Origin of the sequence: Arthrobacter sp. HMWF013 (assembly GCF_003061105.1) — a bacterium.
Lineage (GTDB): Bacteria > Actinomycetota > Actinomycetes > Actinomycetales > Micrococcaceae > Arthrobacter.
Genome location: NZ_QAIQ01000399.1, coordinates 297 through 760 on the forward strand (window position 1 = coordinate 297; position 464 = coordinate 760).

Annotated in this window: 2 pseudogenes; one reads left to right on the plus strand and one right to left on the minus strand. The window is 70.0% G+C overall.

The features are described 5' to 3' along the window. Positions 1–187 (plus strand): annotated as a pseudogene (locus DBR22_RS24160) (energy-coupling factor transporter transmembrane protein EcfT); the annotation flags it as partial. 48 nt (positions 188–235) lie between these two features. On the opposite strand, the pseudogene DBR22_RS24575 reads toward DBR22_RS24160, so the two are convergent. Continuing rightward, positions 236–464 (minus strand): annotated as a pseudogene (locus DBR22_RS24575) (acetyl-CoA C-acyltransferase); the annotation flags it as partial.

Sequence of the window (464 nt, forward strand, 5' to 3'; positions counted from 1 at the left end):
AATCCTGCTCCGAAGCATCCCCTACATCGCCGGCGCCTTCGCGGACGTCCGCGACTCTGCCCGGGCACGGGGACTGGAACGGAACCCGCGCGCGCTGGTCCTGCCCGTCTTCATCACCACCGTGGCGTTCGCGCGCCAAACAGGTGAAGCGTTGGCCGCACGGGGACTGGGTGAGGCGGAGGACTGACGGACGGTCGCCCCATCGAAAGGTGACTTCTCCGTGCTTCGGCGGCCCTCAAGCGCCGGAACGCCGCTGCTCGATCCGTTCGTAACGCAGCAGCGCGGCCGTTCCCATGCCGCCGGCGATGCTGATCAGGGCCAGCGCCATGACGCCGTCGACCCCGCCCCGCCGGGCCTGGGCCAGGAGCCGGGTCACCAGCACAGCCCCTGATGCGCCGTAGGCGTGGCCCAGGGCCAGTGCGCCGCCGTCCAGGTTGACCCTTTCCGGCTCAATTCCGAGGTAA